This window comes from Streptomyces sp. DSM 110735 (assembly GCF_016482685.1).
GTDB lineage: Bacteria > Actinomycetota > Actinomycetes > Streptomycetales > Streptomycetaceae > Streptomyces.
Window position 1 is genome coordinate 303,419 of record NZ_JACYHF010000004.1, and the last position, 24,207, is coordinate 327,625.

Consider the following 24,207-nt stretch of genomic DNA (forward strand, 5'->3'; position numbering starts at 1 on the left):
GCGGGGAGGCACGGGAAGCGTAGAAAGCGCCGTCCGCCTGCGGCAGGGCGCGCTCCGGCCATTCACACCGGCCTGTTCACGCACCCGCGCCATGCGTGCCGCGTACACGGTTCACGGGTTCTCCCACGCCGCCTGCTGTGCCGTCAGCGCCCGGACCGGTTCCGGCAGGGCGTCCGCCGCGAGGTCCGCGAGGGTGACGCCCTCCAGTACCTGCCGTACTCCGGCGCGCAGGGCGATCCACAGCGGGAGCAGCGGTCGTGCCGTGCCGGTGTAGGCGAGTTCGGTCGGGCGTTCGCCGCGTACGGAGACGATCGGGCCGTCCACCGCGCGGATGACGTCCGCGACCGTGACGGCGGCGGGTTCCCGCGCGAGCCGGTAACCGCCGCCTCCGCCGCGTCTGCTGTCGACGATCCCGGCGCGCCGCAGATCGCCGAGGATGCCCTCCAGGAACTTGTGCGGGATGTCCTGGACACCCGCGATTTCCTCCGCCTTCACCGGGCCGTCGCCCTGCCGTACGGCCAGTTCGAGCACCGCCCGTACCGCGTAGTCCGCCCGCGCCGAGATCCTCATGCGTCCATTGTGGGTCGCCGGGGCGTGGAGAATGGCCGGACCCACGCCCCGTAGGATCGCCCGGGAGGATCGACCTTGGCGCTCAGCAGACGTACCTTCAGTGCCCTGACCGGCTCGGCCGCGCTCGGCCTCGCCCTGGGCGGCAGCGGCGGCACCGGGGCACCCTCGGCCTACGCGGCGCGCTCCGCGAGCACCGGTCCGGCGCCCGAACCGCCGCGCGCCGACGGTCACCGGCACACGATCGGGTACGACCGGCACTCGCTGCTCGTGGACGGCAGGCGGCTGGTGGTGTGGTCCGGCGAGATGCACCCGTTCCGGCTGCCGAGCCCGTCGCTGTGGCGGGACGTGCTGCAGAAGATGCGGGCACACGGCTTCAACACCGTGAGCGTCTACGTCGCGTGGAACTACCACTCCCCCGCGCCCGGAAAGTACGACTTCACCGGCGTCCGCGACCTGGACCTGTTCCTGCGCACCGCCGCCGAGACCGGTCTGTACGTCATCCTGCGCCCCGGTCCCTACATCAACGCCGAGGTCGACGGCGGCGGTTTCCCCGGCTGGCTCACGGTGACCGAGGGCAGCGCGCGCACCGCCGACCCGGTGTATCTGGGGCACGTGGACGAGTGGCTGACCGAGGTCAACCGGATCGTCCGCAAGCACCTGTTCACCCGGGGCAGGGGCACGGTGCTGCTCTACCAGATCGAGAACGAGTACGACGCGCACGTCACCGAGGCGACGGGCCGGGAGTACATGTCCCACCTGTACAAGAAGGTGCGCGCCGACGGGATCGACGTCTCCCTCTTCCACAACGACAAGGGACGCAACGGTCATTGGGTGCCGGGCTCCTTCGACACCGGTGGGGAGAAAGGGCGTTGGCTGTACGGCTTCGACGGCTACCCCTCGCCCTCCCAGACCCCGCCGGACTGGGGGACGTTCGGACCCGGCGGCGCGACCGGCGGGGCTTCCGCCTCGCCGCACACGCCCGGTTTCGTGCCCGAGTTCGGGGGCGGCTGGTTCGATCCGTGGGGCGGTGCCTGGTTCGACGGCAAGGGGTACGCGGAGGCGCGGCGCACCCGTGACTCGGCGTACGAGCGCCGGTTCTATCTGACGAACCTCGCCAACGGGCTGACGCTGCACAACATTTACATGGCGTTCGGCGGCACCTCGTGGGGCTGGCTGCCCGCGCCGGTGGTCTACACGTCGTACGACTACGGCGCCGCGATCGACGAGGCCCGCAACGTCACCGAGAAGATCGCCCCGCTGCACCAGCTCGGTCATCTCCTCCAGCGCGTACCGGACTTCGCCCGGCTTGAGCGGGCGGAGGCGGTCAAGGCGGAGGGGCTGAAGGTCTACCACCTGACCAACCCGGACACCGGTGCGCACGTGTACGTCACGCGCAACGACGGAACCAAGCCGGTCACCACCGAACTGCCCACCACGGCAGGCAGGTTGCGGATCACCGTGCCGCCGCGCGACGCCAAGATGCTCGCCACCGAGCTGTCGCTCGGCAAGCGCAGGCTCAAGTACACGACCAGCCAGCCCGTGCTGCGGATGACAACGGGACGGCAGGACGTCGCCCTGTTCGCGGGTCGCGCGGGAGACATGGCCGAACTGGTCCTGCACTGCCCGGTGGAGCCCACCACCACCCGGCTCGACCCCGAGGCGGGCTGGGCTTTCGAGGGCGACGAGCTGCACGTCAACGCGCCGCTGGGTCCCGCGTCCGGGCTGAGCCGGGTCCTGGTCGCGGGCGGCGAGACCGAGACCCCGCTGCTGCTGCTCTTCGCGGACGACGCGACCAGCACCAAGCTGTTCCCGTACGACACCCCGTCCGGCAGCCTGCTGGTCTACGGACCCGAGCTGCTGCGCCACGCCGAGGTGCACGGCTCGGAGGTGCGGCTCACCGGTGACCTCACCTCCAACTCCATGCTGGAGGTGTGGGGTCCGCGCGGGGTCTCCTCGCTGGTGTGGAACGGGCGCAGGGTGCCGACCCGGGTCACCCTCTCCGGCAGCCTGATCAGCACGGTCACACTGCCCGGCGTGCCCGAGGTGAAGCTGCCGGAGCTGGGCGGCTGGCGGATGCGGACCGAGAACCCGGAGGCGGGTCCCAACTTCGACGACGGGGACTGGAAGCGGGCCGACCGCACCACCTCGCACAGCACCACACCGGTGCCCAAGGGCGGTCCGGTGCTCTTCGCGGACGACTACGGCTTCCACTACGGAGACGTCTGGTACCGGGGCGAGTTCGACGACTCCACCGGGATCGAGGAGGTCGCGCTCGCCTACAGCAGCGGTACGCAGGGGCTGTTGATGGCGTGGCTGGACGGGGAGCCGCTGGGCACCCACCGGTTGCCGGTGCCGGACAAGAACACCACGATCCGCAAGGGGACATGGGAGGCGACGGCCACCTTCCCGGTGCGGGAACAGCTCCGCTCGCCCGGGCGGCATGTGCTGTCGGTGCTGGTGCGGCGGATGCAGCACGACCAGGACGGCGCGGCGCTCGACACCCACAAGGCGGCGCGGGGTCTGGTGTCCGCCGCCTTCAAGGGCGCCTCACCCGAGGTGAGTTGGCGCATCCAGGGCGGGACGCCCGACCCGGTGCGCGGACCGCAGAACAACGGCGGTCTCTTCGGCGAGCGCGAGGGCTGGCATCTGCCGGGCTTCCGCGACCGCGACTGGGAGAGCGTGGACTTCCCGCGCGCCGAGCGGCGGCAGGGCGTCACCTGGTACCGGACCGAGTTCCGGCTCTCGGTACCGGCGGACATCGACGCCTCGGTGGGGCTGACCCTGGAGGACGATCCCTACCGCGCCTACCGGGCGCAGATCTTCCTCAACGGCTGGAACCTGGGTCAGTACATCAACAACGTGGGTCCGCAGCACACCTTCGTGCTGCCCAACGGCATCCTGCGCACCCGGGGCTCCAACACCCTCGCGCTGGCGGTGCTGTCGGAGTTCACCACGCTGTCGGGACCGGGGAAGGTGGGTCTGACGCTGCTGGGGCGGTCCCTTGGCGGGGTGCCGGTGCGGGAGGTGGCGTCGCCGGGGCGGTGATCGCCAAGGCGGCTGTGAGCGACCCGAGTTGAGCCCGTCGAAATTTTCGGGGCGCGCGACCCGGGATCGGCATGACGGGGCAGCACGGGTCCGCGTAGGCTCTCCGACGGTCCGGTCACCGGCGGGTGCGAAGGGGAACAGATGGGCGTCGCGGGCGCGCGGGAGCGGCTGGCACGCGTGGCCGCCCGGCTCGGTCCGCCCCGGCGGCGCCGGTCGATGCGCGCCCTGGCCGCCGCCCTGGCCACCTCCGTGCAGGAGCTGCCTCAACCCATCGTCGGGACAGGGGACTTGTGCCGGGCGCTGTGCAAGGCGATGAGCGCGCGCCGCGACGGGCGACCGGTCGAGCTGCGTTTCGAGCGCTTCCCGGACGAGATCGAAGTCACCGGTCTGTGCGTGGAGTTCGAGGACTTCGACCTGGTCATCGTGGAGGAGCGGGCGGAAGCCGTGCAGCAACTGGTGATCCTCGGGCATGAGTTGTGGCATCTGCACGCCGGGCACCGGCATCATCCACCGGCCGGTGCGGCGGCCCGCGCGCTCGCCGGTGAGCCCGGTTGGCGCAGCCTCGCGCTCACGGTCGCCGCGCGGGACGGTTCGCGCGAGGACGAGGAGGCAGCCGCCGACGACTTCGGGCACCGGCTGGCCACCCTCTTCCGGGGTCATCTCACCGCGCCCGGGGCACCCCTGGACCCGGTGCAGCGTTCGCTCGGCTACCGGGGTCGTGGCGGAGCCGCCCGGTGAGCGGCACGGTCCTGGCGGACCCGGCGTCGCTGCGGGACTTCTCGATCTCCTTCTGGATACCGACGGCGGTGCTCGCCGCCGCCCTGGTCATCAAGCTGCCCACGATCGTCCGGCTGTGGCGCGACCCGCTGCTGCGCGCGGTGGGCGGACTGCTGCTGCTGGCGTGCGGGGTCTTCGTCTTCTGCTCGCCGTCCACCATCGCGCGGGTGAACCGGCTGACCGGCGTGCCGAACATCTCGGCGCCCTGGTGCTACTCGCTGCTGACCGCGTTCTGCGGTTCCTGTCTGCTGCTGATCATCACCTGGCGCAACGGTCCCGCCGACCGCTCGGCGGTCACCCGGCGGGCGCGGCGCCGGGTGGTGTCGGTGTACTGCGGGGTCATCGTCCTGCTGTGGGTGCTCTTCCTGCTGGCCGACGTGCCGGTGGAGCGACGCCGGGACCTGGACACCTACTACGCCAACACACCCTTCATGCGCGAGGAGATCCTGCTCTACCTCGGCGCGCACGCGGTGGCGTGCCTGATCACCTCGCGGCTGCTGTGGAACTGGGTGCGCGGGGAGGGACTGGACGCCTGGCTGCGGTGGGGGCTGAAGCTGCTTGGCGCGGGCTATGTGCTGAACCTGATCTTCGACGCGACCAAGCTGGTGGCGGTCGCCGCGCGCTGGCTGGACCGGGACCTGGACTGGCTGAGCACCGATCTGGCGCCGCCGGTCGCCGCGATGTCCGCGATCCTGATCGCCGTCGGCTTCATCCTGCCGCACGCCGGTCAGTACGCCCGCGACCGCTGGCGGGTACGGCTCGCGCACCGCGAACTGCGGCCGTTGTACCTCCTGTTGCGCTCCGCGACCGGCGAGGGCGTGCCCTTCGTGCTGCGCGCCACGCCCGAGCTGCGGCTGACCCGGCGCGAGACGTTCATCCGGGACGTGCTGCTGTCGCTGGCCCGGCACATCGACCCCGCCCTCGGCGCGCGGTCGTACGCCGCCGGGCTCGCCCTCGGTCATCCGCCCGAGCGGGCGCGGGCGCTGGCGGCGGCGGTCGGCATCCTCGACGCCGTCGAGACGAGGAACCGTACGCCGGAACCGGCCACCGCGTCCTGTGGCCCGGACACCACGAGTCTGCTCCAGGAGATCGGGGCGGTCTCCCGGGCTCTGCGCAGTCCCGACGAGATCGAGGCGGTGCGCGCCCGTGCTGCCGCCGAACCAGCAGAGAGCGTTGCCGTCCATGAGTGAACGCAAGTCCGCCGTCGTGCTCGGCGGCTCCCTCGCCGGTCTGCTCGCGGCCCGCGCGCTCGCCTCGACGGGCGCGCGGGTGACCGTGGTCGAGCGCGACGTGCTGCCGTCCGGGCCCGAGCCGCGCAAGGGGCTTCCGCAGGCTCGCCACGTCCACCAGTTGTGGTCGGGCGGCGCGCGGGCGCTGGAGGAGCTGCTCCCCGGCGCGGAGGCGCGGCTGCGGGCTGCCGGGGTGAACCGGGTGCCGATGACGACGGGCATGGTCGCGCTGTCCCCGTACGGCTGGTACCGCCGCTGGGCGGAGTCCGCGTACATGCTGCCCGCCGGGCGCGATCTGCTGGACTGGGTGATCCGCGAACTGGTCCTGTCCGACAAGGACATCGAGCTGCTGGACGGCGCCGAGGCGGTGGGTCTGACCGGCACCGCCGACGCGGTGACCGGGGCGCGCGTCCTGGTCGGCGGCGAGGAACGCCTCCTCCCGGCGGACCTCGTGGTGGACGCCACGGGACGCGCCTCCCGCGCGACGACCTGGCTCACCGCCCTCGGTCTGCCCGCCCCCGAGTGCCGCGAGGTGGACTCGGGACTGGTGTACGCCAGCCGCCTCTTCCAGGCGCCGCCGGACGCCCGGGCGGACTTCCCGGTGGTCAACATCGAGCCGGACGTGCGGGGTTCGGGCATCGGTCGGGGCGGTGTGCTGATGCCGGTGGAGGAAGGGCGCTGGATGGTCACGCTGTTCGGCACGGCGCAGGACGAACTCCCCCGCACACCGGAGGACTTCGTCCCCTACGCCCTGACGCGTCTCCGCCACCCCCTGATCGGCGAACTCCTGGCGAACGCGACCCCGTTGACCGAGGTCACCCTCACCCGCACCACGGCCAACCGCCGCTGCCACTACGAACGCCTGCCCCAGTGGCCGGACAACTTCACCGTCCTCGGTGACGCCCTGTGCGCCCTCAACCCGGTCTACGGCCATGGCATGTCGGTGGCGGCGCGGTCGGCGCTCGCCCTGCGCGAGACGGTGAACCGCCGCGGCGGTCTGGGCGCCCCCGCCCTCGCCCGTCACCTCCAGAAGGCGGTGGCGCGCACGACCACCGCCGCCTGGGACCTCGCCACCGGCGCCGACGTCTTCTACCCCCACGCCACCCCCACCGGCCCCACCCTCCGCGACCGCCTGCTCTCCCCCTACCTCACCCGCCTCCTGCGCACCGCCACCGGCAACGGCCGAGTCGCCCGCCGCGTCACCGACGTGACCTCCCTCCAACGCGGCGCGGAAACCCTCCTGACCCCGGCCATGCTCCTGGCAGCGGCGATCGGCCCCCTGAAACCCCCACTGACGGAACCCCCACTGACCCCGGAGGAGCGGAAGGCGGCGGGGCTGAACCAGGACCACGGTCCGGACGTCCCCGCCCCGAAACCGTGATCCGTTACGAAGTCGCCCGCTTCAACCTGCCCCGTTCTGGGCACCGTCCCCCTACCGGCGCTCGGCGTCGGCAACGGGAGGAGGGCGTCATGGAACGTCGTATCCGGGTACGGGTGAGCCGTCGCCCCGCGGCGCCGCGGGGGCAGGAGATCGACCGCAGGACGCCGTCGGGGCGCATCCTGCCGTACTGAACCGCCTCAGGCGGCGAGGGGGTTGAGGACCAGGGGGGCGATCTGGCCCTCCAGCATGGCGCCGAGGCCCTGTACCGCGCAGATGTCCGGGCGTTCCGCGATGTGGACCGGGACTCCGGTGGCGTCGCGGAGCATCTGGTCGAGCCCGGGGAGCAGGGCGGTGCCGCCGACCATCATGATGCCGCGCTCCGCGAGGTCCGCCACGAGGTCGGGCGGGCATTCGCGCAGCACCTTGCCGATGCCGTCGAGGACCGCGAGCAGCGGGGTGTGGATCGCGTCGCGCATCGCGGCGGTGTCCACGCGGACGCTGCGGGCGAGCCCGGTCGCCACGTCGCGACCGTGGATCTCGGTGGACACCGGACCCTGCGGGGTCAGCCCGTTGTCGGACAGGGCGATCTGCAGCGGTCGTACGGACTGGCTGGGCAGCAGCAGTTCGTGTTCGTGCCGCAGGTGCTGCACGATCGCCCGGTCCACCGCCTCGCCGCCCACCGGGATGCGCTCGGCGGTGACGATGGAGCCGAGGGAGAGCACCGCCACCTGTGTGGCCGCCGCCCCGCACACCATGATCATGCTCGCCTCGGGGCGCTCCACCGGCAGCCCGCACCCCACGGCGGCCGCGATGAGCGTGTCGACCAGTTCCACGCGCCGCGCGCCGAGCCCGACCAGCGTCTCGATGGTCGCCCGCTGGGCCAGCGGGTCCGCCTCGTGCGGGGTGCAGGCAGCCGCGCGCAGCCGGGGCTTGCGGCGCAGCGCGCGCCGCATCTTGTCCCCGATCAGATGCCGCAGCATCCGCTGGGCCATGTCGATGTCGACGACCGTGCCGCCGGACACGGGGCGTACGACCCGGATGTACGAGGGGGTGCGCCCCGTCATCTGTTCCGCGAACTCACCGACCGCGATGAGCGCGCCGGTACGGGTGTTCACGGCCGCCACCGACGGCTGGTCCACGACGAGCCCCGCGCCCTTCACATACACGCGGGTACGCGCCGCCCCCAGGTCGACGGCGAAGTGGCAGCGGCGCAACTGCTCCAGGCTGACGGTCACGGCGGTTCCTCCCGAGTGCGGTGCGCGGGCCATGGAGGTCCGCCCTTTTCGGCGGGCCCCACTGGAAATCCTGCGCGGACCCGGCACCGGGTGCCTTCTGGAGGGGGCCGGGCGGGGGGCCGCTGAACGGGGGGTTTCGCGCGACGCGCCGGGCGGGGTGCAGGACAACGGCGCCGCGGACCGCCCTGAACAGGCGTTCAGGAACCGTCCCCCATGAACGGGCGTTCAGGAACCCGCCCCCAGCGACCGCTTCATCACCTTGCCCATGTCGTTGCGGGGCAGCGCGGACAGCAGCCGCAGCACCCGGGGACGCTTGTGCGGCGCCAGTCGCCGGGCCACGTGCGACGCCAACTCCTCAAGGTTGGGCGGTGCTTCGGGGTCCGCCGGTACGACCCAGGCGACCACGCGCTCGCCCAGATCCGGGTCCGGCTCCCCCGTCACCGCCGCCTCCCGCACGGAGTCCAGCTCCAGGAGCGCGTTCTCGATCTCGCCCGCCCCGATCTTGTAACCGCCGCTCTTGATCAGGTCGGTGGCGTTGCGCCCGACGATGCGGACGTACCCGTCGGACTCCCGCACCGCCACGTCGCCCGTGCGGAACCAGCCGTCGGACGTGAACGCGGCGGCGGTCGCGTCGGGCCGGTTCAGATAGCCGGTGAACAGGTTCGGACCGCGCACCTGGATCTCGCCCACGCTCTCCCCGTCGCGCGCGGTGACCTCCGTGCCGTCGTCCTCCACCAGGCGCAGCTCCACCCCGGGCAGCGGTACGCCCACGGTGCCGGGGCGCGCCTCGCCGTCCGCGCGGACGCTGGTGTTCATCAGGGTCTCGGTCATGCCGTACCGCTCAAGGACCCGGCGCCCGGTCGCCGCCGCGATCCGCTCGTGGTCGTGCACGGGCAGCGCCGCCGAGCCGGAGACCAGCAACCGGGCACCGGCGAGCGCCTTGGCCAGCTCGGGGTCCCCGGGCAGCGCCTCGGCCAGGCGGTGGTACATCGTCGGCACCCCGAACAGCATGGTCGCCCCGGACCGCAGCTCGCGCGCCACGCCCTCGGGGTCGAACCTGCCCAGGTGCCGGACCTCGCCGCCGCGCCGCAGCGGACCGAGGACGCCGAGGACGAGTCCGTGCACATGGAAGAGGGGCAGCGCGTGGGTCAGGACGTCGTCCCCGGTCCACTGCCAGGCGTCGGCCAGCGCGTCCAGGGTGGTGGTGAGGGCGCGGCGCGGGAGGACGGCGCCCTTGGGGGGTCCGGTGGTGCCGGAGGTGTAGACGACGAGGGCGGGGTCCTCGTCGTCGTGGGAGTAGTCCTCGGGGACATCGCCGGTGGCGTACGCGTCCACTTCCAGGAGGGGCAAGTCACGTACGCCTGACGGCAGTTCGGCACCCGGCGCCGCCAGCAGCAGGCTCGGCGCGCTGTCCGCCAGGATGTGCGCCAGCTCCCGCTCGCCCGACCTCGGGTTGAGCGGTACGGCTGCCACCCCGGCGAGCAGCGCGCCGGTCACCGCGACGGCGGTCTCCAGCTCGGGCGTGGCCCACACGGCGACGCGTCCCGCACCCCGCAGCCGGGCGGCGAGGGCACCGGAGGCGGCGCCCAGCTCGGCGTAGGTCAGCGACCGCGCGCCGAAGCGGAGGGCGGGCCGTTCGGGCGCCGGGGACGACAGGGCCGGGAACAGGGAGGACACGCCACGCACTCCTTCAGGGACGCACTACGAGGGACGCACCACGGGGACGCACCACGGGGGACGCACCACGGGGGACGACCCCACCTACCTACCCCGGTCCGCGCCCTCAGACCCGCCGGGTCCGCCGCAGCACCCGTACCGCCGGCCAGGACACCAGCGCCGTGAAGCCCCACATCACGACGACCGTGATCAGCCAGTCGGTGAACCCGTACTCCTTGTCGTAGCCGAAGGCAGTGAACAGCAGGGAGACCAGCGCCGAGAGTCCGCCGAACAGACCGAAGAGGATCAGCACGACCGTCTGGAGGGCGGTGCGCCGGGTCGGCGCGGGGCGTCCCGCGCGACCGCCGGAGCCGGAGGACGAGGACGCCGCCTCGGGGCTCTGCGACGTCGGGACCTGCTGCCTCGGCGGCAGCGGGACGACGGCGGCGCGCGGCACGGCCACGTCGATGCCCGCCATGGTCGCCGCGTCGACGCCGTAGAGGGAGGGCTCGACCTCGACGACCATGCCGTCGGTGCCGATGAGCCGCCGTCCGCCGTCGGGCCAGGCGAGCATCGCGGCGCACTCGGCGTACCGCACCGTCGCCGCACACTCGGGACCGCTGCCGTGCGGTCCCGTCACGGTGACGCCGTCGGCGCCGACGACCAGCGTCGCCTTGCCGCCGCCCTGTTCGGAGAACTTCCGGCCGGTCACGGTGTACGGCGAGGTGGTGGGCGCCGCCGTGTACCCGGCCCAGTCCGCCGAGAGTCCGCCGGGGACCTGCATGAGGGCGGTCGCGGCGGCTTCCAGGGCGACCGCGTGCACCTGCTCGGTGGTCACGGCCGCCAGCTCGGCGCTCAGTTCCGCCGGGGTCAGCACCGGGCGGCCCGCGAGCAGGTCCTCCGCGAGCGCGGGCAGTCGCAGCGCCATCGCGTCGGGCGCGGCGAGCCCCGAGGCGTACCGGCCGCGCACCGCGTCCAGCGCGCTCTGCCCGATCCGGCCCGCCTGGAAGGCGGCGAGGACGTCGACGAACCCGCCGAGCACCGCGCCCTGCTTGGCGGGCAGCGCGTCGGCGAAGGCGGTCAGGGTCGCGTGGCCGTCGCGCCGGGGGGTGTAGTCGGTGGCCGCCGTGTAGGAGTAGCCGCCCTCCTGGCGCAGGGCGCGGGTGAGTTCGCGCTCCAGGATGCCCGCGTACAGCCGGGCGGCTGCCGTGTCGGTGACGACGGCGTCGAGCAGCACGCCGCCCTTGCCGTCGGAGAAGTAGGCGGGGGTCTCGGGCAGCGCGGAGGTGACGGCGGGCATCGGGCGCCGGTCGCCCTCGGGCAGCCCGAGCGACAGGTCGCCCGGCATCCGCTCGCCCGCGATCCACAGCACGGCGTTGCCCCGGGTGAACCAGGTCCGCGCCCACTCGCGCACGGCGTCCGGGCCGAGGTCGCGCACGCCCCACTCGGGGTAGCTGGCCAGACCGTACCCTTGCGCGCCGTAGCGCCAGAGCGGGAGCTGGGGCGAGGAGCGGCGGGACTCCTCGGTGCGCAGGATCTCCTTCTCGGTCTCCAGGCGCTCCATGGGCAGCTCGCGCAGGGAGGCGGCGACGGTGCTCAGATACGTCGTGACCTCGTGCTCGGCGCCCTCGATGTAGAAGTGCGTGAACGCCGACTTGGTCTCGCCGTTGAAGTGGTAATCGCTCACGCCGAGCCGGTGCAGGGCGAGGTGCTCGACCAGGTGGGTCACCCCGGTGCGGGCCAGCGTCTCGTCGGCGACTCCGACGCGGAAGACCAGCCCGGCGCGCAGCGGTCCGGTGGTCTCGGCGAAGAGCGTGGGTATGCCGTCGACCTGGGTGTGGAGGAGGGGGGTCTGGAGGTTCATGTCCGGATCTCTTGGGGCTGGTCGGTCTTCGGGGTGCCGCGGTCCTCGGGTACCGCTCAGCCCTTGGCCAGGGCGGCGTTGCGGTGCTTGATGTAGGAGTCCGCGGCGTTCACGCCGTCCAGCTCGGTCCACGGGTACTCGGAGGCGAGGTTGTTCAGCGAGCGGAAGCAGGCGGCGGCGCGGGGGTGGTCGCCGACCAGGGAGAACATGGCGGCGAAGTAGCCCTGCACGGTGACCCATTGGTAGTCGGGGCGGAAGTGCGGGCTCAGCGTGGAGCGTTCGGCTGCCTCGATCAGCTCGGCGTGCACCTCGGGACGGCGCAGGTACTCCTGCCGCTCGCGCGCGTTCAGCGAGACCCAGTGCTCGAAGTGGACCTCGGCCACCATGCCGCCGCTCAGCGAACCCTCGGGGGCGCCCGTGAGGCACTCGCGCGCGAAGGCGTGCGCCGCCTCCCAACTGCCGCTCCACTTGGGGCACAACTGCTGGAGCAGCCGCGCCTGACCGGTGATGTGGTGCGGGTGGACGGCGGACAGCCGGTCGTACCGGCGGCGCGCCTCGGCCTGCCCCAGTTGCAGCCCCATCGCGGTGGTCAGGCGTTCCGCCCAGGCGGCGTCGAACGTCGGGTCGAGCGCGGTCGCCCGGATCAACGCCTGCTCCGCCAGCCGCAGATGGGCGTGCAGCCCCTCGAACTGCTTGCGGCTGACGTGCTTCGCGGAGGCGGCGGTGCGTATCTCCCAGCCGATCTTCACCTCACGGGCGCCGAGCACGGTGAGCGCGAGCACGTCGTCCGGCGCGGTGGCGAGGATCTGCCGCATCCACTCCTCGCTGCCGCGCACCTCCGCCAGGATGCTCACCACGAAGCTGCGGTTGGTCCCCCGCGGCAGCCCGTCGACGTACCCGCGCACGGTCGCCCAGTCCCGCGCGGCAGCGACCTGCCGCAGCCAGGCGGCTTCGGGGTAGGCCGACGCGATGTCGAAGTCGGGGCGCGCCATACGGGACGCGAAAGAGGCGGGTGTGTGCTGCATGTGCGGATCGTAAGCGGAAGGTCGGACAGGGCGGTCGGGCGGGGCGGGTGCGAGGGCGCCTCGGCGGCGCGTGCCCTCGCGGGTACGGCGGTCCGGGGTCGGCGGGGCTGTCCCGGTTCCCGGGCGGTTGCTAGCCTCGCCGGTGATCGCATCGCCGTAGGACAGGACGCCCCCCGTGCCCCGAACAGCCCTCGCGACCTACGACCCCGGGACCGGTCCCACCCGGGACACCGATCTGCCCGAGCTGGTACGGGAGTTGCGGGAGGCGGGCGCCGACGCGGAGAGCCGCTTCTGGGACGACCCGGACGTGGACTGGTCCGCGTACGACCTCGTCGTCGTCCGCTCGACCTGGGACTACGCCTGGCGCACCGCCGAGTTCGCCGCCTGGGTGGACCGGGTGGACGCGGCGACGCGGCTGCTCAACCCGGCCGAGGTGATCCACTGGAACCGCGACAAGCGGTACGTGGGCGATCTCGCGGCGGCGGGGGTCCGCACGGTGCCGACGCGGTACATCGCGCCGGGTTCCCCGGCGGAGCTGCCCTCGGGCTACGAGTACGTGATCAAGCCCGCCTCGGGCGCGGGAGCGCGGTACGCGGCGCGCTACTCCCCCGCCGAACAGGCTGTCGCCGTACGGCACTTGGCCAGGCTGCACGCCGAGGGGCTCACCGCGATGGTGCAGCCGTACATGAGCGCCGTGGACACCGGTGGCGAGCGCGCGCTCCAGTACGTCGGCGGCAGGTTGCTCCACGCCAGCCGCAAGGGGGCGGTGCTGACCCCGGGCACGGCGTACGACGCGCCGCGCACCCCGCATCCCGGTCTGGAGCAGTGGCAGCCGACCAAGGACGAACTCGCGCTGGCGGAGGCGGCGTTGGCGGCGGTGCCGGGCGGCTCCGAGCGGCTCCTCTACGCCCGCGTGGACGTGGTGGACGGCGCGGACGGTCTGCCCCGACTGATGGAACTGGAGCTGGTGGAGCCGAACTTGTTCCTGTTCCTGCACCCGGAGTCGCTGCCGAAGGTTGCGCGGGAGATCGTCGCGGCGGCGTCCTGAGGACGGTCAGTCCCGCAGTGCCGTGCGCTGCAGCAGCCCCCAGGTGAACTCGGCGGCGACCTCGTGCGGTGTGCCGTCCCGGTCCGGCGCGGTGAAGACCAGCGCCTGCCGGGTCGGCGCGGTGCTCTGCACGGGCCGTACGGGCGCGAAGGCACGGGCGACCTCGTCCAGCGTGTACGACCACCCGGTGAGGTCCTCCAGCGTCCGCGGCAGCGGTACGGCAGCCTCGGGGCGCCGGACCAGCCACTCGGTGAGCACGGTCCCGCCCTCCCCCACCAGCACCTCGAACCGCAGGTCCGGCCAGAGCGACAGCCCCCACTGCCACGCCTCGCACGCCATCCCGCCCACCTGCCGCGCCTCGACCACCTCGGGCGTCCCCAGCACGACCCGGTACCGCTCCGCCGCCGACCGCCACTTCTTCGACCGCGCCATCGCCTGCCAGCGCCGATTGGTCTCCCGCATCTCGGTCAGCGACGCCCCCAGCCGCAGCCGCGCGTCCTCCGCCAGTTCGGGATGATGATCGGCCAGCCGCCGCAGCAGCACGAGCTGAAAGTCGAGATCCATGCGCCCCATGCTGCCGCTCAGAGCCCCAGTTGCCGCAGATAGTGCGGAACATGCGGCGGCATCCGCGCAGGCAACTCACCCAGAGGAACGAGCCGCAACGCCTGCCCCTCCCCCAGCACGAGTCGGCGCTCGTCCCCGTCCCAGGACCCGAGGAACACATGCGGCGGCGTCTTCCCCGCCTCCAGCGGCTCGACCCCGACCTCCTCGATCCGGTCCGGCACGATCCCGGCCTCCTCCCGGATCTCCCGGAGCACCCCGTCCCGGGGCGATTCCCCCGGCTCCAGACCGCCTCCGAGCAGCGACCAGTAACCGGGCCGGCAGATAGCGGGCTTGTCGTCCCGGAGCTGCAGCAGGATCTCCCGACGAGGCGTGACGATGGCGGCCAGACACCCCCGCCTCCCCACCCGACGCACGGCCACGCGGCCCTCCCCCGGCCGGAAACAACGCCGCCTCCACCGTACGGCGCCGCCCGCGCCCCGCCTCCCCGCGCACGGAAGCGCAACGGCAGCGCACGCGCTCAGCCGCCCTCCGCCACCGCCACCCGCCCCGACTTCAGCGAGGTGCGTCCCCGGGTGGGGCTGCCCAGGGTCTCCGCGAGGGTGAGGAGGGAGGTGTCCGAGGTCACCCGGAGGCCGTGTTCGGCGAGGAGGGTGGCCATCTGGGCGGGGGTCCACAGGGAGCGCCAGGGTTCGCCCGCGGTGATGGCGTTGCCGAGGAGGCGGGTGAGGAGGCGGCCCGCGGCGGCTCTGGCGGACGGGGACTGGTAGTTGACGACGAGGGTGCTGCCGGGGGCGGTCCGGGCGGTGAGGGCGGAGAGGGTGGCGTGGATCTGGTCGCGGGTCAGATAGGGGACGACGCCCTCCCACAGCCAGGTGGTCGGCAGGGCGGGGTCGTGACTGGCGGCGTCCAGCGCGGCGCCGAGGTCGTCGGTGGCGAAGTCGACGGGGACGAAGCGTACGGAGCGGGCGGTAGCCTCCGGTGCGGCTTCGGCCAGGCGGGCGCGTTTGTCCTGCTGGGAGGCGGGGTGGTCGACCTCCCAGACATCCGTCGCCGCGAGGGCGGACAGGCGCCACGCGCGGGTGTCGAGTCCGGCGCCGAGGATCACGAGCTGGCCGGAGACACCGGCGCGCAGGGCGTCGTCGATCGCGACGGTGCGCGGGACGACCACCTCGGCGCACGCCCGTACGCTCTCGTACGCCGTGCGCGCCTGCCACCCCTGCGGCGGCGTACCCGCGCGCACCTCGTCCACGGCCGTACGCTCCGCCGCGCGCAGCAGCCGTACCGCCACCGGATCGCCGAAGCGGTCCGCGGCGAATCTGCCGTCCGCCGCCGCCCGGCCCTGACAGACCAGCACCGCGGTCCGGCTGGCGGTGCGCTCGCTCTCGCTCATGGGGCTGTATTCAACATCAACCCCGCGAACGGCGAGGAGACCCCTCCGTGCGGGAGGGGTCTCCTGGGTGGGGCGGGTCAGGCGGGGTCGCGCAGGAGGAGCAGGGCCAGCCGGGTTCCCGAGTTTCCGAGTTCCTCGCTGTAGCGGCGAACGACCTCGTTCTCCAGGGCGAGTTGGACGCGGGGGGCGCGACCGGCGCGGCGCAGGGCAGCGAGTTCGGACGCCGCGCTGCGGCGCTGGTGGAGCAGCTCGATGATGGCGGAGTCGATCGACGCGATGCGGGCGTGCGGTTCGGCACTCTCCGACTGCGTCTGCCGGCTCGGGGACATGAGGGTCTCCTGGAGAGAGGTGGGGGTCAACGGGGGCTCCCCGTGCCACCGGCGGCACCCGCCGCGGGTTCGGGCGCGGGAGTCTGCTCGGGCGTGACGGCAGGAGCCGGTGCCGGGGCGGCACGCCGACGGGAGATGCCGACGCCCAGCAGGCACAGCACACCACCGGCGATCGCGAGCAGGGAGGGCAGTTCGCCGAGCACGGGCCACGCGAGGACGACGGTGAGCGCGGGCACCACGTACGTGGTCGCGCCCAGTCGTCCCGCGGACATCCGGGACAGCGCGTAGGCCCAGGTCAGGAAGGCGAGGGCGGTGGGCAGCAGACCGAGGTAGACGACGGCGCCGACGGCGGTGGCCGGGGCGTCCGCGAGGTCGTCGACGAGCTGTCCGGCGAAGGGCAGACAGGCGACGGCGCCGACGGCGCAGCCGAACGCGGTGACCTGGAGCGGGGAGGCGTGGCCGAGGGCGGGCTTCTGGCAGATCACGCCGACCGCGTGCCCGGCGGCGGCGGCGAGGCAGAGGAGCACGCCCCACAGGGCGGAGGAGCCGCCGCTGCCGGAGAACCCGGCGAGCGCGGTCCCGGCGAAGGCGACCGCCAGTCCGACGAGCAGCGGGCGGGGAAAGCCCTCCTTGAGGACGGTACCGGCGAGGAGCGCCACCAGCAGCGGTCCGGTGCCGACGACGAGGGCGGCGGTGCCCGCGTCGGTGTGCTGCTCGCCCCAGTTCAGCGCGACCATGTAGAGACCGAACCAGAAGACCCCGGCTCCGGCGATGCCCGGCCACGACGCGCGCGGCGGCAGTCCCTCGCGGCGGACCGCGAGCAGGATCAGCAGGGCGACGGAGCCGACGAACAGGCGGCCGAGGGCGAGGGCGCCGGGGCGGATGTCCTCGCCCGCGTAACGGATGCCGACGAAGGCCGAGGCCCACAGCACCATGGTGAGCAGGGCGGCGGCGGTCGTCTTCGCGTCGACGGTCGTCTTCGCGCCGGTGGTCGGATCAGCGGACAAGGGGTTCCTCCTGTAGGGGGCCGCTCGCGCGCAGTGCGCGGCGCAGCAGCTTCCCGGTGGCGTTGCGGGGCAGGGCGGTGACGAAGACGACGTCCTCGGGGACCTTGTACCAGGTCAACTCCCGGGCGGCGGTGGCGAGAAGAGAGGCGCTCAGCTCCTCCTGATCGGCGCCGTCCTCGGCGACGACATGGGCCCGGAGGCTGGTGACGCCCGAGGCGCGACGGACCGAGCAGACGACGATCTCCCGTATCCGGGGGTCCCGGCCGAGCAGGTCCTCCACCTCGGTGGGGTGGACGTTGGCACCGGCGACGATCTCGATGTCGTCGAGGCGACCGAGCAGGGTCACGTATCCGTCGTCGATCAGGGCGGCGTCCCCGGTGGTGTACCACTCCTCGGGACCGAGGCGGACCGGCGCGGCGCTGCCCCGGCGGACGCCGTCGCCGATGGTGGGACCGGCGATCTGGAGCCGCCCCTCCCTGCCCGCGGGCAGGGGGCGCCCGGTGTCGTCGACGACGCGGACCCGGTAGGGGGCCAGCACCCGGCCGACGGTGCGCGGGCGGGGTGCCTCGGGACCGTTGGCGAGCACCGCGTGCCCGATCTCGGTGGTCCCGCAGATGTTGAGGAGCCGGTCGCCGAGGAGCGCGCGCAGGGCGTCCTCGACGGGGTACGGCAGGAATTCCCCGGCCACGGCGGCGACCCGCAGGGCGCTCAGGCGGTCCCGGTCGGGGTGGGCGAGGAGCCGGGCGTAGAAGCTGGGCTGGCCGTAGAAGACGGTGACGCGGTGGGCGGCGAGCACGGCCAGCGCGGTGTGCTCGTCGGCACGTTCGGCGGTGAGGACGGTGCGGGCGCCGCGCTGGAGCGGGAGGAGGACGGAGTTCCCGAGACCGTAGGCGAAGTACATCCGCGACACCGAGTAGCAGACGTCGTCGCGGGTGATCCGCAGGGCGGAGCCGATGGCCCGGTCGAAGACGGCGGCGTCGCCGTGGGCGTGGAAGCAGAGCTTGGGCGCGCCCGTGGTGCCGGAGGTGAAAGCCGCGAAGGCGATGGCGCCGGGCTCGACCGGATGGGGGTCCTGGCGCGGTCCGCCGCTGCGGGTCCGCAGGTCGAGGGGGTCGACCGTCGTTCCGCCGAACGCCGGGCGGGCGTCGCTCAGGCAGACGACCAGGACGGGTTCGGCGATCTCCTCGCTCCGGCGGAGTTCGGACGCGTGGAAAAGGGTGTTGACGGGGACGGCGACGGCGCCGAGCCGGAGGATGCCGAGGAAGACGGTGACGAAGTCGATGCCGTCGGGCAGGGCGAGCAGGACGCGGTCGCCGGGGCGGACCCCCAGCCCGGCGAGTCCGGTCGCGGTGTCGGCTGCGGCGTCGAACAGACCCCGGTAGGTGAGGTGCCCGCTGCCCTCGACGTAGGCGGTGTCGTCGAGCCAGCCACCGGTACGGGCGAGCCCCTCCAGGCGGGCGACGAGGTTGCCGTCGAGGGCGGGCCGTAACGCGGCGGGGGTGACCTCGGTCGTGACGGGGGCGCTCATCGGCAGACCCCCTCGATCTCGACCAGCAGGTCGGGGCGGCAGACGTCGACGTTGAACCAGGCGATCTGGGTGTGGGCGGGGAGGGCGGCGCGCACCCGCTCCCGGACCAGGGGCAGGTGCTCGGCGTCACGGACGTACACCCGGACCTGGTCGAGGTCCTTCAGCTCGAAGTCCCGCTCCACGCCGTACCGGGCGAGGTTCTCCCGGCCGACCAGCACCTCGATGTTGCGCAGGGTCTCGTCGACCTGGCCGGTGATGTCGTCCACGTGGACGGTCTCGGCGCCGACGATGCTGGCGGTACCGGAGACGAACAGCGTGCCGGGCTCGTCGTCGAGTCCGCGCAGCCAGGTCGCGCGGGCGAAGCTGGGCGACTTGGGACCGTAGCGGACCGGGTACTCGTAGGCGGGGGTCTGCCGGGGGTTCTCGATGTGGGTGGTGCGGCCGGGGCGGACGGCGATGAAGCAGAGGTCGACGCCCTGGCTGAGGGTGCCTATGCCGGTGGCGGCGGGCAGCCGCCCGACGCGGTCGTCCCACGCCGCGAACGCCTCGGCGCGTCCGACACAGAAATCCTGGTATATCTCGACGCCGTCGGCGTTGGGGTCGGTAATTCCGCCGACGAGATTCCACATGCGGGCCATCTCCGTGTATCCGCGTTCGAACGCGAATTCCAGGGCGGTCTCGTACATGCGGCGCACGGCGTCGCGGTAGACCGGCCGGGCGTCGAGCCGGACGGCGTAGAAGAGGTGTTCGCCGTCCTCGGCGAAGACGGCCTCACCGGCCAGTCCGGCGGTGACCGGGAGGGTGCTGACCCATATTTCCTCGGCCGGTTCGGTGTGTTCGCTCACCATGTGCGTGGTCAGGCGCGGGGCGCCGTCGTCCAGCGAGGTCCCGCCGACGCCACCGGCGAAGTTGACCCGCGCGAGGACGCCTCCCGCCGGGGCGTCGATCGTTCTGTCGAATGGGCATCTGTGCAGTTGAACGCTGATGTTTCCGTGGCGCTTCCGTCCGGTCATCACGCTTCACTCCCCCGAAGACGCTCAAGATTCATAGAACGGAAATGTGGTCCAAGTGGGCGCCCCCGTATAGTTTCCGATCTCGGTATGGCGTAAAGCCGAGGGAGGGAAAACCGTGTCTAGACCGGACATAACGGAACTGCCTGAGGTGCCGCAATCCGGCACCGTCGCCAACCAGATCTACGAACTCGCCCTGCGCAACGAGTACGTGGACGCCCCGCACTGTGCCGCGGCTCTCGGAATCACCGAGGAGGAGGCGGGTGCGGCGATCGAGGACCTCGTGGGACTGCGTCTGCTGCACCTGGTGCACGGCTGCAGTTACGCGTACGTCGCCGTGAACCCGATGACCGCCTCACTCCAGTTGCTCGCCGTGCACGACGAGGAACTGCGCTCCCGGCAGCACCAGTTGGAGCAGTTGCGGCAGCGGATGCACAGTCTGATGCCGCTCTACCGCGCCCAGTTGGTCCGGGAGCCCGATCCCGGTCCGGTGCAGCGGATCGAGGACGCGGAGGTCGCGCACGGGGTGGTGGCCGGGCTGCTCGCCGACGCGGGCGACGAGGTGCTGTTCGCCCGCTCGCAGGAGGACGCGCTGGGGGACGCCGCCCTGCTCGGCGTCGACGCCCGACTGCAGGCCGACGCCGACCTGCGGGTACGGCTGCTGCTGCCGCAGTCGGCGCGGTTCGATCCGGCGCTGCGGGAGTACGTCGGACGGCTCGTCGCCCGGGGCGGCGAGGCGCGCACGACGACCGCGGGCGTCGCGTGGCTGATGATCGTCGACGGGAGCACCGGTGTCGTCCCGCTGGAGCACGGGACGGGGGTCGCGGTCCTGCGGGACCCGGCGGTCGTGACCGGCTTCCGCAGGGGCTTCGAGGGGCTGTGGTCCCCCGCCGAGTCCTTCGACGGGCACTACGACCCGGAGGCGGGGAGAGCCGCCTCCGCCGCCATCGACGCCGCGATCGTGCGGATGCTCGTCAACGGGGTCGAGGACAAGGTCATCGCGCGCACCCTGGGGATCTCGGCGCGCACCTGCCAGCGCCGGATCTCCGACCTGATGGAGTCGCTCGACGCCCGAACCCGGTTCCAGGCGGGCTACCTGCTACGCACTCAGGACTCCGACGACGAGTCCGCCGCCGCGTAGCCGCCCGGCGGCTGCCCGTACGGTCCGCCGTCGGTCTCCGCGCGCCGCGTGCGCGCGGAGACCGACGGCCACCGAACCCCGAACACGCGAAAAGCCCCTCACGAGGGAGGGGCCACGCCGTGCCGCAGGCGAGAACGTTCCTGCAGCACGGCCTTGTTGGTGGGGCGGGTGGGACTCGAACCCACGGCCGACGGATTATGAGTCCGCTGCTCTAACCGGCTGAGCTACCGCCCCTCGCGGCGTGTCGCGTACATGTGTGCGCGCCGTCTGCCGCAGCATAGCCGCTCATACGATCTCCTGCTTCGGATGGTCGGCTTCCGCGCTGCTTCCTGACCTTGAGGACTTCGCCCAGGCCAGAGCGGTTCCCACGGACATGAAAAAGGACCCCGAAGGGGTCCTCGTTCAGCGCGCTCCCCCGACTGGACTCGAACCAGTAACCTGCCGGTTAACAGCCGGCTGCTCTGCCAATTGAGCTACAGGGGATCGAAGCTCCCCCGACTGGACTCGAACCAGTAACCTGCCGGTTAACAGCCGGCTGCTCTGCCAATTGAGCTACAGGGGATCGCTTCGTCTGCATCGAACGCATCCACCTGGGTATTCGCCAGGGGGCGGGCGCTCGCTGCGACACATACATTAGCGCAAGCAGGGGGGTGCTCCGCCAATCGGTACCCCCCGGGGCCCCACACAGCACGATGAATCTGGGCAGGGACTACGGAAGGGAAGGGTGGCCGCCATGCGCTATCGGCTCACGTTCGTCGCCGGACTGGCCGTCGGCTACGTGCTCGGCACACGGTCCGGACACGAGCGGTACGAGCAGATGAAGAAGGCCGCTCGCGGGATCGCGCAGAACCCGGCCGTGCGCAACACCGCCGAGACCGCCGCCCACCAGGGCCGCGTCTACGCCGGCAAGGCGCTGCACACCGTCGGCGAGAAGGTCGGCGAACACGTCCCGGAACCGGTCGCCCAACGCGTCCGCTCCCTCCGCGAACGCAACGGCCACACCCGGACGGAAGACGACTGGGGCACGAGCAACACGTAGCCCTTGGCAGGGGGCCCGACCGGTCACCTCGGCACCGACGCCGGTCCCCCCGCCGGACTTGGAGCCCCGGGCCACCCAGCGGATGGGAGCCCGGGCTTCCTCATGCGGTGCCCGTCCGGGGCAGAGAGCCTCCGGGGTGGAAGCACCTTCGGCCCGGGGCGCCCGCCCTTCCGCCCGGCACCGACCTCCAGCCCACTTGCCTCTCCGCCCGGCGCCCACTCCAGCCCACCTGCCTCTCCGCCCGGCGCCAGCCTCCGGCTCACCTATCCCTCCGTCCGGCGCCCACTCCGGCTCACCCGCCCCTCCGCCCGGCGCCCACTCCGGCTCACCCCCGTCTCTCGGCCGACGCCTGGTTGAAGCGCGGCAGGCCCCTGGCCTGAGCCGCACCCCCGAAGGGCTCCGCCCCCGGCCCGAGCCTCACCCCCCGAACGGCTCCGCCCCCTGACCCCCTGCCTCGTCCCCGGCACCCGACCGGAGCCAGCGCCCCGGTCGGGTGCCCGTACCAGCGCGCCGCCAGGTTGCCCGGACCCTCGGATGGCCCTGTGCCGCCGCCTCACCTTCGGCGGCCCGCCCGAGGACTTGGTTCCGGGCCAGGGACATCCACGCGCCCACCCGCTGCCACGCCCCAGCCCGCCGCCCCGGCCAAACTCCTGCCCAACCCGCCCCGGACACCCCCCACCCCACATCCCGCCCCACGTCAACACCCCCCACCCCCGCCCCAGCCCACCCCTCACCCCACCCCCATCCGCCCCGTACTCCCCCGCCCTGGCCCAAGCAAGCGCGGCGCTACGGCAGAATTCGGGGCATGGGGATAGTCGCCGGGCTGGACAGCTCACCCGCTTTCACTCGCATCGTCGTCTGTGACGCGGACACGGGCGCCGTGCTGCGTCAGGGATACGCGCCGCATCCGATCGAGGTGCCCGAGGGCGGGCGGCGGCCGAGTGACGTGGATCCGCAGGCGTGGCTGCTGTCGCTCGGCGAGGCCGCGGGGGGCGGTCTGCTGGAGGGGGTGCAGGCCATCGGGGTCTCCGCGCAGCAGAACGCGGTGATCCCGCTGGACGCGCAGGGCAACACCGTGCGCCCCGCGATGACCGGCGCCGACAAGCGCGCCCAGGTGGCCGCCGCCGATCTGATGGACGCGCTCGGTGGCCGGGAGGCGTGGGCGCAGGCCGTCGGGTGTGTGCCGCAGGCAGCCCAGCCGGTGACCAAGCTGCGCTGGATGGCCAAGAGCGAGCCGGAGAACGCCCGCCGTACCGCTCTGCTGCTCCAGGCGCACGACTGGCTGGTCTGGCAGCTCCTGGGGCGCCCGGTGCGCCGTACGACCGACCGAGGCGGCGCCTCGGGCACCGGGTACTGGTCCGCCGCGACCGGCGGCTACCGTCCCGACCTGGTCGAACTGGCCCTCGGCCACCAGGTGGCGCTGCCCGAGGTGCTCGGTCCGGCCGAGGCGGCCGGGACGACCCCGGAGGGGCTGCTGATCTCCGCCGGGACCGGCGAGACCATGGCCGCCGCCTTCGGGCTCGGCATCGGTCTCGGGGACGCGGTCGTCTCGCTCGGCGCGTCCGGTTCCGTGATGGCCGTGCACCCGGGGGCGCTGGCCGACCAGTCCGGGATGATCACCTCCCTGGCGGACGCCACCGGCATGCACCTTCCGGTCGTCACCACCCTGAACGCCGTACGCGCCCTGCGCGGCACCGCCGAACTCCTCGGTCTGCCCGACCTGGAGAGCCTGTCCGAGCTGGCGATGAAGTCCACCCCGGGCTCGCACGGGCTGGTGCTGCTCCCGTACCTGGAGGGCGAGCGCACCCCGAACCTCCCCCACACCGCGGGCACGCTTGCCGGACTCCGGCGCGAGTCCATGAAGCCGGAGCATCTCGCGCGGGCTTCCTTCGAGGGGATGCTGTGCGGTCTCGCGGACGCGCTGGACGTGCTGCGCGGCCGGGGCGTGGAGGTGCGGCGGATCTTCCTGCTGGGGCAGGCGGCCGAGCTGCCCGCCGTCCAGGCGGTGGCGCCCGCGCTGTTCGGCGCCCAGGTGGTCGTACCGCAGCCCGCCGACTACGCCGCGATCGGCGCCGCCCGCCAGGCGGCGTGGGCGCTCGGCGCCGCCCAGGGCACCCTCGACCCGCGCACCCCGCCCGCCTGGCAGGGCGCCGCCGCGCAGGTGCTGGAGCCGGGCGACGACCTGGCGGTGGGCCAGGCGGTGCGCCAGCAGTACACGTCGGTGCGGGAGCAGACCCACCCGGGGGCGTTCCGGTAGACCCAACACACGCGTGGGCACGCGGACGCCGAGTAGTGAACCTCACCCGCCCGGAGGCGTTTCAGCCCACAGCTCAAACGGGCAGCCTGACGGGTTAATTCGGTTGAGGTAA

Annotated in this window: 20 protein-coding genes and 3 tRNA genes; 8 read left to right on the forward strand and 15 right to left on the reverse strand. The window is 73.0% G+C overall.

Annotation, left to right across the window (positions count from 1 at the left end):
* Positions 1-111: 111 nt before the first annotated feature.
* Positions 112-570, reverse strand: a complete 459-nt coding sequence (locus IF655_RS09535; protein ID WP_199583673.1) for an Rrf2 family transcriptional regulator — start codon at positions 568-570, stop codon at positions 112-114.
* A gap of 75 nt (positions 571-645) precedes the next feature.
* Here IF655_RS09535 and IF655_RS09540 point away from each other — a divergent pair, with 75 nt between their 5' ends.
* The 4 genes from IF655_RS09540 (at position 646) to IF655_RS09555 (ending at position 7,002) form a co-directional block, all read left to right on the forward strand.
* On the forward strand, positions 646-3,615 hold the full coding sequence (locus IF655_RS09540) for a beta-galactosidase (RefSeq protein WP_199583674.1): 2,970 nt from the start codon (positions 646-648) through the stop codon (positions 3,613-3,615).
* Positions 3,616-3,756: 141 nt separating this feature from the next.
* Entirely contained in the window at positions 3,757-4,353 is a 597-nt protein-coding gene (locus tag IF655_RS09545) for a toxin-antitoxin system, toxin component family protein (RefSeq protein ID WP_199583675.1), read from the forward strand.
* Positions 4,350-5,582: an MAB_1171c family putative transporter gene (locus IF655_RS09550; RefSeq protein ID WP_199583676.1), complete on the forward strand. Its 1,233-nt coding sequence runs from the start codon at positions 4,350-4,352 to the stop codon at positions 5,580-5,582. Before IF655_RS09545 ends, IF655_RS09550 begins: the two co-directional genes overlap by 4 nt.
* Positions 5,575-7,002, forward strand: a complete 1,428-nt coding sequence (locus IF655_RS09555) for an NAD(P)/FAD-dependent oxidoreductase (protein ID WP_199583677.1) — start codon at positions 5,575-5,577, stop codon at positions 7,000-7,002. Before IF655_RS09550 ends, IF655_RS09555 begins: the two co-directional genes overlap by 8 nt.
* 197 nt (positions 7,003-7,199) lie before the next feature.
* Here IF655_RS09555 and IF655_RS09560 read toward each other — a convergent pair whose 3' ends face one another.
* The 4 genes from IF655_RS09560 to IF655_RS09575 all read right to left on the reverse strand — a co-directional run bounded on the left by IF655_RS09560 (position 7,200) and on the right by IF655_RS09575 (position 12,782).
* The gene (locus tag IF655_RS09560; protein WP_199583678.1) at positions 7,200-8,237 is read right to left on the reverse strand and encodes a rod shape-determining protein; all 1,038 of its coding nucleotides are present in this window, start codon (positions 8,235-8,237) and stop codon (positions 7,200-7,202) included.
* A gap of 225 nt (positions 8,238-8,462) precedes the next feature.
* The gene (locus IF655_RS09565; RefSeq protein ID WP_199583679.1) at positions 8,463-9,914 is read right to left on the reverse strand and encodes an acyl-CoA synthetase; all 1,452 of its coding nucleotides are present in this window, start codon (positions 9,912-9,914) and stop codon (positions 8,463-8,465) included.
* 106 nt (positions 9,915-10,020) lie between these two features.
* Positions 10,021-11,757, reverse strand: coding sequence for an insulinase family protein (locus IF655_RS09570; protein ID WP_199583680.1), 1,737 nt, complete (start codon positions 11,755-11,757; stop codon positions 10,021-10,023).
* A 56-nt stretch (positions 11,758-11,813) separates the two neighbouring features.
* A complete protein-coding gene (locus IF655_RS09575; protein WP_199583681.1) occupies positions 11,814-12,782 on the reverse strand; it encodes a hypothetical protein in 969 nt (322 codons plus the stop codon).
* 175 nt (positions 12,783-12,957) lie between these two features.
* Between IF655_RS09575 and IF655_RS09580 the strand changes: the two genes are divergently transcribed.
* A complete protein-coding gene (locus tag IF655_RS09580; protein WP_199583682.1) occupies positions 12,958-13,830 on the forward strand; it encodes a RimK family alpha-L-glutamate ligase in 873 nt (290 codons plus the stop codon).
* Between the two features lie 6 nt (positions 13,831-13,836).
* Here the strand turns inward: IF655_RS09580 and IF655_RS09585 are convergent, their stop codons facing one another.
* The 7 genes from IF655_RS09585 to IF655_RS09615 form a co-directional block, all read right to left on the reverse strand.
* Entirely contained in the window at positions 13,837-14,394 is a 558-nt protein-coding gene (locus IF655_RS09585; RefSeq protein WP_199583683.1) for a hypothetical protein, read from the reverse strand.
* A gap of 17 nt (positions 14,395-14,411) precedes the next feature.
* Positions 14,412-14,813 carry an NUDIX domain-containing protein gene (locus IF655_RS09590; RefSeq protein ID WP_199583684.1) on the reverse strand — a complete coding sequence of 134 codons (402 nt, stop codon included), beginning with the start codon at positions 14,811-14,813 and terminating at the stop codon, positions 14,412-14,414.
* A 98-nt stretch (positions 14,814-14,911) separates the two neighbouring features.
* A complete protein-coding gene (locus IF655_RS09595) occupies positions 14,912-15,784 on the reverse strand; it encodes a class I SAM-dependent methyltransferase (protein ID WP_199583685.1) in 873 nt (290 codons plus the stop codon).
* 77 nt (positions 15,785-15,861) lie between these two features.
* Complete coding sequence (locus IF655_RS09600) at positions 15,862-16,113, reverse strand: chorismate mutase (protein WP_199583686.1); 252 nt, start codon at positions 16,111-16,113, stop codon at positions 15,862-15,864.
* 26 nt (positions 16,114-16,139) lie between these two features.
* Positions 16,140-17,048 carry a DMT family transporter gene (locus IF655_RS09605; protein WP_199583798.1) on the reverse strand — a complete coding sequence of 303 codons (909 nt, stop codon included), beginning with the start codon at positions 17,046-17,048 and terminating at the stop codon, positions 16,140-16,142.
* 61 nt (positions 17,049-17,109) lie between these two features.
* Entirely contained in the window at positions 17,110-18,648 is a 1,539-nt protein-coding gene (locus tag IF655_RS09610; protein ID WP_199583687.1) for a class I adenylate-forming enzyme family protein, read from the reverse strand.
* Positions 18,645-19,661, reverse strand: a complete 1,017-nt coding sequence (locus tag IF655_RS09615; protein ID WP_199583688.1) for an FkbO/Hyg5 family chorismatase — start codon at positions 19,659-19,661, stop codon at positions 18,645-18,647. The genes IF655_RS09610 and IF655_RS09615 overlap by 4 nt, the downstream gene beginning before the upstream one ends.
* A gap of 115 nt (positions 19,662-19,776) precedes the next feature.
* Here IF655_RS09615 and IF655_RS09620 point away from each other — a divergent pair, with 115 nt between their 5' ends.
* On the forward strand, positions 19,777-20,799 hold the full coding sequence (locus tag IF655_RS09620; RefSeq protein ID WP_307814892.1) for a LuxR family transcriptional regulator: 1,023 nt from the start codon (positions 19,777-19,779) through the stop codon (positions 20,797-20,799).
* 157 nt (positions 20,800-20,956) lie between these two features.
* Here IF655_RS09620 and IF655_RS09625 read toward each other — a convergent pair.
* From IF655_RS09625 to IF655_RS09635, 3 genes are all read right to left on the reverse strand, one after another.
* Positions 20,957-21,033: transfer RNA gene (locus IF655_RS09625), tRNA-Ile, on the reverse strand.
* 176 nt (positions 21,034-21,209) lie between these two features.
* Positions 21,210-21,282: transfer RNA gene (locus IF655_RS09630), tRNA-Asn, on the reverse strand.
* Positions 21,283-21,288: 6 nt separating this feature from the next.
* A tRNA-Asn gene (locus IF655_RS09635) sits at positions 21,289-21,361 on the reverse strand.
* A gap of 171 nt (positions 21,362-21,532) precedes the next feature.
* On the opposite strand from IF655_RS09635, the gene IF655_RS09640 reads away from it, so the two are divergent.
* Complete coding sequence (locus tag IF655_RS09640) at positions 21,533-21,838, forward strand: YtxH domain-containing protein (RefSeq protein ID WP_161182250.1); 306 nt, start codon at positions 21,533-21,535, stop codon at positions 21,836-21,838.
* Positions 21,839-22,643: 805 nt separating this feature from the next.
* The gene (locus IF655_RS09645; RefSeq protein ID WP_199583689.1) at positions 22,644-24,095 is read left to right on the forward strand and encodes an FGGY-family carbohydrate kinase; all 1,452 of its coding nucleotides are present in this window, start codon (positions 22,644-22,646) and stop codon (positions 24,093-24,095) included.
* Positions 24,096-24,207 lie beyond the last annotated feature (112 nt).

Excerpts from the sequence above, each read along its gene's own strand:
- IF655_RS09545 (WP_199583675.1), top strand. The coding sequence starts at position 3,757 with ATGGGCGTCGCGGGCGCGCGGGAGCGGCTGGCACGCGTGGCCGCCCGG.
- IF655_RS09585 (WP_199583683.1), bottom strand. The coding sequence starts at position 14,394 with ATGGATCTCGACTTTCAGCTCGTGCTGCTGCGGCGGCTGGCCGATCAT.
- IF655_RS09645 (WP_199583689.1), top strand. The coding sequence starts at position 22,644 with ATGGGGATAGTCGCCGGGCTGGACAGCTCACCCGCTTTCACTCGCATC.
- IF655_RS09640 (WP_161182250.1), top strand. The coding sequence starts at position 21,533 with ATGCGCTATCGGCTCACGTTCGTCGCCGGACTGGCCGTCGGCTACGTG.
- IF655_RS09555 (WP_199583677.1), top strand. The coding sequence starts at position 5,575 with ATGAGTGAACGCAAGTCCGCCGTCGTGCTCGGCGGCTCCCTCGCCGGT.
- IF655_RS09600 (WP_199583686.1), bottom strand. The coding sequence starts at position 16,113 with ATGTCCCCGAGCCGGCAGACGCAGTCGGAGAGTGCCGAACCGCACGCC.
- IF655_RS09615 (WP_199583688.1), bottom strand. The coding sequence starts at position 19,661 with ATGACCGGACGGAAGCGCCACGGAAACATCAGCGTTCAACTGCACAGA.
- IF655_RS09535 (WP_199583673.1), bottom strand. The coding sequence starts at position 570 with ATGAGGATCTCGGCGCGGGCGGACTACGCGGTACGGGCGGTGCTCGAA.
- IF655_RS09575 (WP_199583681.1), bottom strand. The coding sequence starts at position 12,782 with ATGCAGCACACACCCGCCTCTTTCGCGTCCCGTATGGCGCGCCCCGAC.
- IF655_RS09605 (WP_199583798.1), bottom strand. The coding sequence starts at position 17,048 with ATGGTGCTGTGGGCCTCGGCCTTCGTCGGCATCCGTTACGCGGGCGAG.
- IF655_RS09610 (WP_199583687.1), bottom strand. The coding sequence starts at position 18,648 with ATGAGCGCCCCCGTCACGACCGAGGTCACCCCCGCCGCGTTACGGCCC.
- IF655_RS09570 (WP_199583680.1), bottom strand. The coding sequence starts at position 11,757 with ATGAACCTCCAGACCCCCCTCCTCCACACCCAGGTCGACGGCATACCC.
- IF655_RS09595 (WP_199583685.1), bottom strand. The coding sequence starts at position 15,784 with ATGAGCGAGAGCGAGCGCACCGCCAGCCGGACCGCGGTGCTGGTCTGT.